This window comes from Lutispora sp. (assembly GCF_041687175.1).
GTDB lineage: Bacteria > Bacillota > Clostridia > Lutisporales > Lutisporaceae > Lutispora.
In genome coordinates this window covers 1-9,318 of the sequence record NZ_JAWLCK010000104.1, presented here as the reverse complement: position 1 = coordinate 9,318, position 9,318 = coordinate 1, and the positions used below count along the sequence as shown (strand labels likewise).

At 39.8% G+C, this 9,318-nt stretch carries 12 protein-coding genes; all 12 read right to left on the bottom strand.

The genetic code is table 11. The features are described from left to right. Positions 1–360 (bottom strand): class I SAM-dependent methyltransferase (locus ACESM9_RS12440; protein WP_372999104.1); only part of this gene is annotated, 360 nt, incomplete at its 3' end. A gap of 45 nt (positions 361–405) precedes the next feature. After that, entirely contained in the window at positions 406–1,530 is a 1,125-nt protein-coding gene (locus ACESM9_RS12435) for a radical SAM protein (RefSeq protein ID WP_372999101.1), read from the bottom strand. A 163-nt stretch (positions 1,531–1,693) separates the two neighbouring features. Beyond that, a complete protein-coding gene (locus tag ACESM9_RS12430) occupies positions 1,694–2,065 on the bottom strand; it encodes a hypothetical protein (RefSeq protein ID WP_372999099.1) in 372 nt (123 codons plus the stop codon). Positions 2,066–2,125: 60 nt separating this feature from the next. Further along, positions 2,126–3,211 (bottom strand): DUF2812 domain-containing protein, encoded by a 1,086-nt coding sequence (locus ACESM9_RS12425; RefSeq protein WP_372999096.1) that lies wholly within the window; start codon positions 3,209–3,211, stop codon positions 2,126–2,128. 6 nt (positions 3,212–3,217) lie between these two features. Further along, positions 3,218–3,502 carry a PadR family transcriptional regulator gene (locus tag ACESM9_RS12420; RefSeq protein ID WP_372999107.1) on the bottom strand — a complete coding sequence of 95 codons (285 nt, stop codon included), beginning with the start codon at positions 3,500–3,502 and terminating at the stop codon, positions 3,218–3,220. 198 nt (positions 3,503–3,700) lie between these two features. Continuing rightward, positions 3,701–4,918: a hypothetical protein gene (locus tag ACESM9_RS12415; RefSeq protein ID WP_372999094.1), complete on the bottom strand. Its 1,218-nt coding sequence runs from the start codon at positions 4,916–4,918 to the stop codon at positions 3,701–3,703. Further along, complete coding sequence (locus ACESM9_RS12410) at positions 4,915–5,793, bottom strand: ATP-binding cassette domain-containing protein (RefSeq protein WP_372999090.1); 879 nt, start codon at positions 5,791–5,793, stop codon at positions 4,915–4,917. The genes ACESM9_RS12415 and ACESM9_RS12410 overlap by 4 nt, the downstream gene beginning before the upstream one ends. Before the next feature lie 155 nt (positions 5,794–5,948). Next, positions 5,949–6,641 (bottom strand): response regulator, encoded by a 693-nt coding sequence (locus ACESM9_RS12405; protein ID WP_372999087.1) that lies wholly within the window; start codon positions 6,639–6,641, stop codon positions 5,949–5,951. Beyond that, positions 6,638–7,042, bottom strand: coding sequence for a sensor histidine kinase (locus tag ACESM9_RS12400; protein WP_372999085.1), 405 nt, complete (start codon positions 7,040–7,042; stop codon positions 6,638–6,640). Before ACESM9_RS12400 ends, ACESM9_RS12405 begins: the two co-directional genes overlap by 4 nt. A 59-nt stretch (positions 7,043–7,101) precedes the next feature. Continuing rightward, positions 7,102–8,067 carry a HAMP domain-containing protein gene (locus ACESM9_RS12395; RefSeq protein WP_372999083.1) on the bottom strand — a complete coding sequence of 322 codons (966 nt, stop codon included), beginning with the start codon at positions 8,065–8,067 and terminating at the stop codon, positions 7,102–7,104. Positions 8,068–8,324: 257 nt separating this feature from the next. Continuing rightward, positions 8,325–8,894 (bottom strand): GNAT family acetyltransferase, encoded by a 570-nt coding sequence (locus tag ACESM9_RS12390; RefSeq protein ID WP_372999081.1) that lies wholly within the window; start codon positions 8,892–8,894, stop codon positions 8,325–8,327. A 228-nt stretch (positions 8,895–9,122) separates the two neighbouring features. Then, on the bottom strand, positions 9,123–9,318 hold a 196-nt coding region (locus tag ACESM9_RS12385), incomplete at its 5' end, for a hypothetical protein (protein ID WP_372999078.1).

Sequence of the window (9,318 nt, the reverse complement as noted above, 5' to 3'; positions counted from 1 at the left end):
AATATCTTTAATATGAAGCAGAACCTGTGCCATAAAAATATAATCAGCACGAATATCGGACAGGGCTGCTGTTTCAAAATCAAAACACAAAGTACTTGCGTTACGGATATTTGCATTGTGAATTTTCTGTTTTACCTGATCGATCATATTCTGTGATGAATCCAAAAAAAGGACTGATTTAAATTCATTCAGCAAGTTCAGCCCAACGAGGCCGGTTCCACACCCAAAGTCAATGGCATTCTTGGATTTTGCATCAATCAAATATTCTCGTATGGCATCAGCGGATACTCTTGCGATTTGGATTCTCTCTGAAGTATCATACTTATTCGCTATCATTTCAAATTTATCAGTATTTCCCACTGCTTTACCTCCATTACTTTTTTCCCACTAAGATTATATTACCTGCTAATAATTCATAAATACCGGCTTATAGTCATCAGGCAATTCCTCTTCACTTAGGAATTTAAAATTTTCGTCATTCAGTATTGGAATAAATACTTCAAATGGTATCCTTGAAAACTCACAGGCATAATCGCTTGCTCCGAACCACCTGCCCTCTTTACTGCTCAGATTAAGACCTCTGGAAAACTTTGTAAAGTTCGAACAATCATGAACCGCCAGATCCCAGTTTTCTTCATCGGCTATTTTCATAAATTTCAGTGTCAGTTCCCTGCTCCAAATTGGGGATATATAGCCATGCCTTGAAATATACATGTTTTCCCCGCAATAATTGTTTATATTATTCTCATTTAAATGTAATTCTGCACAATTGATAAAATCAAGTTTTGTCTCCAGTATCCGCTGTTTTTTCTTTAGAAATACTTCAAAAAACTCAGGAGTCATTGGAGTTTCAATACCTACATTTTTGATATACTCTTTTGCTATTCCGATGTTTTCAATGACCCTGTCTGAGCAATTGGAAGCACCCAGGTTGAAGCGTATCTCGCTGAGACCGGCTTCACCCAATGCTTTCAGCGTCTCTTTTCCAGCTAAAGTGCCGTTTGTGTATAAGTGTTGATGAATCCCTGCCTCACTGAATTTCTTTATAACAGGGTAGTATTTTTCGATTTCCATAAATGGCTCCAGATAGACATAGGAAATGCCGGTGGGCTTCTGATGCATGGAAAGGAGTAAATCTATATCCTTCTCATAGAATTTAGTGCCCCCGATTTCCCACATTCCTTCGCCAATTGGAGGTATATGTTCCAGTTGTCCATAATTATAGCAGAACTTACACTCCAAGTTGCATTTGTTTGTTTTCCTTATTGCAGAGAGCCCGGTGCCCGTTAGGCAGGAACGGCATCCACCTGGAAACTTATTATCTTTCCCCACATAAAAGGTTCTATTCTCAAGAGTTTTCAAACCTCTGATTTCAGACATTAACTTATCATTTCTATGATCAATCGCTGCCTCAATCTGTGCAAAGGTGGAATAAATGATCTCCTCATGTTTTATACTGATTTCCTCTTTTTCAGGCATTTGCGAGAAGAAATCAAACCACATCAACGCATCTATCTTTGAAATTTTCAAAACATATCCTCCTCTAATAATCCTACTGAATATCAAATAATATCTTCTTGTATGCTCTTTGATGTTTCGTTTTCCCTTGAACCATATGCTCATGTTAACATACTATTTCCTGTGTAGGCAACAGCATACTTCTGTTTGGTTCGAGAGGGTAGAGTGTCTTCTATTATTTATTTAGTTCCTTTGTTATCAGTGACAATGATATATATAGTGCCTGAATCATTTTCCTCGTAAGAGTCAATTGGGGAGTACCCTCCTTTAGCTTTTCCTGTGCCTTTTCGCACTTGCTGATTGTTGAAGTAATTGGAGGAAGCGCTTTCTCTAAATCTTCTTTGTTGAAACTAACCGTTGAATGATCTCCTTCCAATTCCTTTGCAACCAGTGATGATGCTATATAGAGGGCCTTAATCCTATTCCTTGCCAGCGATGCTTGCGGAGTACCTTCTTTGAACTTATTCTGAACCTTCTCAGACCTGCTGATCATTGAGCTTATTGTTAATAGAGCCTGCTCCAAATCACCTCTGATAAAATTATCCATAACTATACCTCCCTTCAGAACTAATTGTGAAGTGCCAGACACTATTTGTTCTATTGTATCTCAGCCATTCCTTCCTGGTAAAAAGTCAGCTTTTGGGAAAGCAGCGGTATAATATCCTCTATTCTCTCTTTTCCATAATTCATCACGCCAAACATAGCGATTTATCAGATCAAGGGTAAGGTTATCTGCCATACTTCCCAAAGTCAGCTTATAGTATCGGGTGGTTATACTTGGAGAATAAACACCGCTTTTATCTCCCCACATTTCACCGTTGATAATCCCATGTTCATCAATTTCATACTGAACAGGTGCCATCAGGCTCCAATCGAAGCTAACCCGATTTGCCCAATCAACTTTTTTGTCATGATAACTTGTTTCACGCATAAGATTAGGACTTTTTTCTATTTCTGCAAGCCTGATAATCGGCAGATATGTATTGCCTTCCGGAAGTGTATAATCTTCGCTTTTAGCAATACCAACAAATGGTATGATGATTGAAAACAATGCAATAGGTAAAAATATACCTGCCGATATCCCACCCAACAATCTGGCTTTTCTATAATCCTCGTTATGATTGATATCTGTGCCCCGGAGCAGAGATTGTTTTAGATTTCTAGTTATCCTATAGTTGCGTATTGCAGAATAAAAAATATGCAGTTCAACAATCATAAGGAGCATTTGCTGGGTGAATTGGCCTTTTATCATATATAAATAGAGCTCATCGTTAAAGCAATAGATACTTATCATAAGTCCCAAGAACAGCAACATTGCAATCGATAGGGTGATTAGATTATTTCTAAGCCGAATATTCAGCTCTGACAGGGAAAAACCTTGCTCAATTGGGTCAGTATGCAACTCAGTGGCACATGATTTCTCATTAGCAGAAAAAACATAGAAATAACCATTATTTGCGATAAAGTTCCAACCACAGTCTTTATATACATCAAGTTGTTCCTGTGAAGGTGCTTTCTCAAGATAATCAATTCTATATTTGGTTTTCTTTGGTTCTCCTTTTTCAAAGCTTACAAACAAATGCCCAAATTTTTTTAAATGCAAGCCTTTACTTGCCATAGCAGAAAACCAGCTTTCATTCCTGCCAATAGCATATATATCATCAAGCATAAGTCTTTTTACTACCTTGCCCATCTACAATCACCCCTCTAATATCCTTCCATCCCGAATCATGTCTTTTAACCTTTCATATTCCGCTTCCAGGGCAGCTCTGCCATCTGCTGTGGTCGCATAGGTCTTCCTTCTGCCATCATCATTTAATATTTCGATTAAGTTGTCCTTTTGCAGCCTTGTGAGAACGCCATACAACGTTCCCGGCCCCATCTTTATCCGTCCATTTGATACTTCTTCTATTGCAGCCATTAACTGATAGCCATGATTGGGGTTCACTAAAGCCAAGAGTATATAGTACATTGCTTCTGTCATAGGACTTCCTGAGTAGGACACATTAACCCTCCTCACATTATTATGTCATGCGATATATCGCATGACATAATAATACTCAAGAAACCTTTATTTGTCAATCAGCAGAATATCTGAAGTAAAATTCCTTTAAAGCAAAACCGGATAAGTGTAACAACCTTAAAGTTGCACTTATCCGGAATCTGAATAATTCTTTCTATTTTACACCACCGACCTCTTATTCTGTGCAAAATATGTCAACAGGACTGCTATTGCGGAAAGTGCCATACAGACTATGAAAGCAGCCATGCCGTACGATAATGGCATTCCAAGAAAATTGTACATTGTGCTCCCCCCGAATATTATGCCAAAAAGCGAAAGCGTAACAAAGTTAAAATCAATCAATGGCCAGATCATCTCATAAATGCTGTCATTAAGAAAGCCCATCATACTAAATGTCAGTATGAATAGAATGCTCAATCCGAACACAGATGTCTGGTTTTTAGCCCATGCAGAGATAAGGCAGACAGCCAATCCAAAAACTACTGCGGCAAGCATCGTCCATAAAATACCTAAGAGAGCCATACCTCCGACTGTTGTATCAATCGATGTTTGTCCAAATGCTTCTAAACAGCGGGCAGGCGCATCAAACCCGGCTATATTCCCGTTTGCAATAAAAGCTCCAATGAAATTTCCCGAGAAATATACAGCCGTCAAAATAGCAGAGGTCGAACAAACACTTAACAGCTTTGCAGTTACAATTTCCCGCCGGCCTTTAAGTGAGCATAGTATAATACCGTTCATATCGTCCTTTATTTCTCTAGTAAAAACAGGGGCTATGAAAAACGCTAATACCATTAAAAATAAAAATACGACTCTTGATATATCAAAGGAAGCGAAAAAATTACCCCAAAACTGTTTGTTGGCAAAGACTGGTTCACCATATAAAAGCTCTGTTTCTAAACGTTTTTGGTAATACTTGTATTCGTATGAGTCCTCTTGATTCTTGAGTGCTTCCAGTTTTTCTTCCAAAGGATAAACACCTTTGATATCTGATTTGTCTTGAGGTTCCGGACCATGCCAGTATTCGTAAACTCTTTTGCCAAAATTCCCATAGTCATAGTGAAACTTCATCACAGGATTGCGGAATAAATACACCATAAACAAATCATTTTCCCCCTTGCCATATTCGGCTTCATGGCTTGCTCTGGCAGTTTCCGATATCTGCTTGGACTCTGCCAGCTGTTGGGGATTTAATATGCCGGAGTATTTTTTGACAAGATTTAGATATTCCTGATAGCTGCTGCTGCTTCGCATTTCAAAAACAACACTGCTTGTAAGCAGGCTCATAAGTGTAAATATGATGAAGGTCGCCGCCAAAAGGATTAGTCGGTTTTTATTAAAGATCAGCTTCTTCATTTCAAAGTAAAACAATTTCATATGGCATCTCCTTTCTCTTGATTAAACTCATAGAGATAAGCATCCTCAAGGGTTGGCGCTGCAGATGAGGCATCAACTGACGGTTTTGTGTCCGACACTACCCGCACTTCCAGCTTGTCGCCTATTGGTATGACATTGCTGATGATATGGTCATTTTGATATTCTACCAATTCATCTACTGTCATTTTCATCAACCAGACCTTTCCCGCTATTGCGTCCACAAAACTCTGCGTACTTCCCATTCGCCCCACTTTTCCGTCCTTTATCATAACTGTTTCCTTTGCTATGCTGTCAATATCTGACACGATATGAGTGGAGAGGAGCACCGTCCTGTTACGGGAAAAAATTGAAACAAGATTGCGGAACTTGATTCGCTCATGGGGATCAAGTCCTGCGGTAGGCTCGTCCAGAATCAATATCTCCGGATCATTGAGAAGTGCCTGCGCAATACCCAGCCGCCGCTTCATTCCTCCTGAATAGTTGACGCACTTGCGATTCAAATCATCTGCTAGATGGACCTGTTCAGTAAGATCCTTGATTCTTGAATCTGCCGCTTTTCCTTCAAGACCTTTCAACGCCGCTACAAAGCGCAGATAATCAAGTCCAGAAAACTCCGGATAAAAATCCAACGACTGTGGAAGATACCCGAGTTTTGACCTATATTCACGATCGCTGGGCTTTTTGTGTTTGCCGTTTACCATAACCTTGCCTTCGCTTGCTTCCATAACCCCGACTAAAATACGAATAAGAGTGCTCTTGCCTGCTCCGTTAGGACCCAGCAGGCCATAGACGCCATTTCCCATTTCAAAGCTAACGCCTTTTAAGGCTTGTTTTTTACCGTAGTTCTTACTGATATTCTGAATTGTCAGTTTCACATTAATGCCTCCTTTTGCTCTGATAAGCTTATTATAGGAGGAATTTCTAAACTTCCGGATGACAAGATATAAACATTATATAAACTAAGAAGAAATATTTTGAAAACAAAAAACCATGTGGATATCCACGTGGTTTTATACTACAAATATATTTATTATACTTTAAGTCGATATCCTGCCCCCCATACGGTTTCTATTATCTTTGGTACGGATGGGTCATCCTCAATTTTCTCTCTTATTCGATTCACATGTACCGTCACGGTTGCGCTGTCACCAGTATAATCATATCCCCATATTTTTTCAAAAAGCTGTTCTTTTGTAAAAACTATATTGGGGTTCTCCGCTGGGAATAATAAGAGCTCAAACTCACGGTTGGGTAGTTTGATTTCGGTATCTCCTTTGTAAACCATCCAGCTTTTGGGCAGTATCTTTAAGTCTCCAATGACAATCGTATCATCTTTGTCTCCTTTTGCGGAGCCTGTCAGCCGCTCATAACAGTTCAGATGGGATTTGACTCTGGCAACCAGCTCGGCAGGATCAAAGGGCTTGGCAATGTAATCATCCGCTCCCAGGCCAAGTCCCCGAATCTTATCGGCAGTTTCTGTGCGGGCTGTTACCATTAGGATAGGAATATCAATTTTATCCCTGATCTGCCTGCAAATATCATAGCCATTTTGTCCGGGTAACATTAAGTCAAGCAGGACCAATGCATAACCACTTTTTTCAAGTGCCGCCAATGCTTCCTGCCCATCAGCTATGATTTCTGTTTCAAAGCCGTTTATCTCCAGATAGTCCTTTTCCAGCATGGCAATCTCATTGTCGTCTTCTACTATGAGTATCTTTCTCAACAATTCTCCTCCTTTACATGCGGAAGGGAAATTATAATTTGCAGCCCGTTATCATTCTTTGCTGATACAAAGCCGCCATGAGCTTCCACGATATATTTCACAATATATAGGCCAAGTCCGCTTCCCGGACTGCTTGGGTAAGCATCAGGGAACACCTGCGGCCAGCCTTCGCTGTTTTTGGTGCTGCGTGCCGCATCACCCCACCAAAATCGCTCAAACAGATGAGGAATGTGTTCTTCCGGTACCCCTTGACCATTATCGGCAAACAACAGGTTTTCCATTCCATGATCACGCCATACGGAAATCCGCAGACGAAGAGGCTCAGTATTTGCGTATTTTACCGCATTTTCTGTCAGATTGAGCAATATGCGGTACATCTGCTCTGTGTCAATTTCTACCATATGCTGGACAGATGTAACATTTACAGTCATCTTTATGTTCCTGCTTTCAAACTCGTCGCTCATATTTTCGGCGAATCGGCGGACAAAGTCTCCCAAATCCTCATGTCCAAGGGATAATGATAGATTACCTGTTTCCATGCTTGAGTAATAGAAAAGCTTTTGTAAAAGCACATCCATATCGCATGCCTTTCTATATGCAATGGAGAGGTATTGCTCCCGTTTATCCGCGTGTTTGCAACACCATCACGCAAGCCTTTGATATAACCTTTGACAGAGGTCAGCGGGGTCCTGAGGTCGTGGGAGATACCGGCAATCAAGTCAGTTCGGGCTCTTTCATAAGCAGCGTTTTTTTCCCGTTCTTGCATCAGATGCTCCTGCATCTGGTTAAACGCTGTGCAGACAGGTGCAAATTCATCCTTTCCTGCATATACTACCGGTTTGGATAAATCCCCTTTTTCAATCCGTTTCGCTCCCTCTGATAAAGAGTCCAACGGGCGAAGGATTCGCCATGCCATCCGGCTTGTGAAAATCTGGCTGAGCAGCAGGATAACCACAATGACGATCAGGCAGTAATTTATTAACTGCCATAACTCGTTAAGGAAATTCGGGTTGTCTGCCTCTCCTTTAACTGCAAAAATTGTGTATTTACCTTTTGCCGTAGCAGCAAAGGTCAAACCCTGGCATTTTCCCGCATGGATGTTCTGGTCAAGCTCCATCGGCTTTAGACCATTAATAATCCTACTTTGTGAATCACTCAGGGTAGAAAAGACCATGTTGTCGCCTTCCAGAGCAAACAGCTTATAACCATACTTGTCGAGTTGAGTATTTAATGCGACCCAATCTTCTGCAGAAGCATCAAACCTATCGAGTATCTCCCCGCTATGAAATACATTTTTGTCCAGTACCTCCTTGCCATATGGACCTGGATACAAGAATACTATTATACTCAGACCGGCAATCAGAGAAAGAAGTGAAAGAAGCACCAGCAAAGCGCTTGATATCATAATTCGGTTAATTATCTTCATGGCTCGGCCTCCAATAAAAACAAATTTTCAACGGATTAATTATATCAGAGACATATAAACTAATAAGGGAGTATTTATAAACATTTTCTAAATTATTTTGATTTAATCCAGTATGAATTAATGAATACAGTTTCAAAACCCGGTTTTTGCATATTATTATGACTGGCAGAACCAAATTCTACGTCTGTATACAATTTCTCTATCCCAAACTCTTTAGTTTTATTAATAGCGCTTTTGGCTCCCCTTTTATAGCATTTCTATAGAGAGCCCTTAGTCTTCTTAGATGTGTCATACCCTAATTCATAATATTTGTTGTTATTGAATTCAAAACTCTTAATCACATCAAGTCCAAGCTTTTTTGTATGAGCTACATATGATCTATGATTAATCTGATTGATAAATGTAATTAAGATGGAGTACTTCTTACTCAATTGAAGCCTTGAAAATTCATAAATATTCGGAAGGACTTCAGAACCACGGTAATCCTTATGTATACAAATTGGGCCATATTGATACGAATTCTCCACAGAAAGTATTTGACCCAAATACTCAGTATTGGGCAGATCCTTTATCATATGCTGAAACAAAGGCCATGCTGACCAATATTGCCAGGATGCTGCCATGACATAAGCCGCAATTTTGTCTCCATCGCAAGCTATGGCAAGTCCGCTTTCTTTTTCAATAAGTTTCTTGAGCTGCTCTTCTGTAAACAACGTCGTTACAAATCCATCATTTTTGTCCTCTTCGGGTATTGTAGAAACATGATATCTTTGTTGAAGCTCTAAAACGCCTGAAATGTCTTCTACTTTTGCATTCCTATATATCATAATATCCTCTCCTTTCCTCACACGCAGCAGGGACGGTTCTTTTCACGCAGCAGGGACGGTTCTTTTTGCTTGTCTGGGTGTTATTAAACTATATCATATTACATAATTCAGATAAAGATAGGTTAACATTATAATTCCTAATCAGACAGCCATGCTACTGAGGGGTAAGAACTGAAAGTCCAATAAGTACAGTATTACCCGCTGTGAATACAATCCCATAGATTATTGTCAAGCGTGATTACTGTGGGCATCGTGTCTGGTATAATGTTCTTTGTGTCCAGTAATTGTGTTAAACAGTAGTTTCTTATGAAGAAGCAAAAAGAACCGTCCCTTTTGCTTGGTCCCTTTTGCTTTCTTCTTTTGTTTTTCTTGTTGCATTACATTACAGGTGATGTAAGAAGCGGATTCTGCTTCAATATACGGG

Excerpts from the sequence above, each read along its gene's own strand:
- ACESM9_RS12430 (WP_372999099.1), bottom strand. The coding sequence starts at position 2,065 with ATGGATAATTTTATCAGAGGTGATTTGGAGCAGGCTCTATTAACAATA.
- ACESM9_RS12425 (WP_372999096.1), bottom strand. The coding sequence starts at position 3,211 with ATGGGCAAGGTAGTAAAAAGACTTATGCTTGATGATATATATGCTATT.
- ACESM9_RS12420 (WP_372999107.1), bottom strand. The coding sequence starts at position 3,502 with ATGACAGAAGCAATGTACTATATACTCTTGGCTTTAGTGAACCCCAAT.
- ACESM9_RS12415 (WP_372999094.1), bottom strand. The coding sequence starts at position 4,918 with ATGAAATTGTTTTACTTTGAAATGAAGAAGCTGATCTTTAATAAAAAC.
- ACESM9_RS12400 (WP_372999085.1), bottom strand. The coding sequence starts at position 7,042 with ATGGTAGAAATTGACACAGAGCAGATGTACCGCATATTGCTCAATCTG.
- ACESM9_RS12395 (WP_372999083.1), bottom strand. The coding sequence starts at position 8,067 with ATGAAGATAATTAACCGAATTATGATATCAAGCGCTTTGCTGGTGCTT.
- ACESM9_RS12390 (WP_372999081.1), bottom strand. The coding sequence starts at position 8,894 with ATGATATATAGGAATGCAAAAGTAGAAGACATTTCAGGCGTTTTAGAG.